Genomic DNA, 300 nt, shown 5'->3' with positions numbered 1-300 from the left:
AGCCATAACACATCCAGGCAAAAAACTTAAAGATCTGCATATGCTTGATCTCAGAGAACAAGAGTAGATCTTGGTTGATTTCAATGCAACGAATGTAGAATACTCTCGAGAACAAACAGCTGTCAGCTTATTTGAGAATCAGGTAGAGAAAACAGCAGGAAATATTGCACTTAAATGTGATGATAATAAGATGACATATGCCGAGCTGAATGAAAGAGCAAATCAGTTGGCGCGAACTCTTCGGGATTTAGGAGTGGCTCCAAACGATCTAGTGGCTCTAGTGACAGAACGCAGCATGGA

1 protein-coding gene is annotated in these 300 nt (G+C 41.0%); it reads left to right on the top strand.

The genetic code is table 11. The annotated features are described in order from the left end of the window. Positions 1–70 precede the first annotated feature (70 nt). Positions 71–300 (top strand): AMP-binding protein (locus ACSG5Z_RS30685; RefSeq protein WP_435712843.1); only part of this gene is annotated, 230 nt, incomplete at its 3' end.

Origin of the sequence: Bacillus pretiosus (genome assembly GCF_051294775.1) — a bacterium.
Lineage (GTDB): Bacteria > Bacillota > Bacilli > Bacillales > Bacillaceae_G > Bacillus_A > Bacillus_A wiedmannii.
This window is presented reverse-complemented; position numbering and strand designations above follow the sequence as displayed.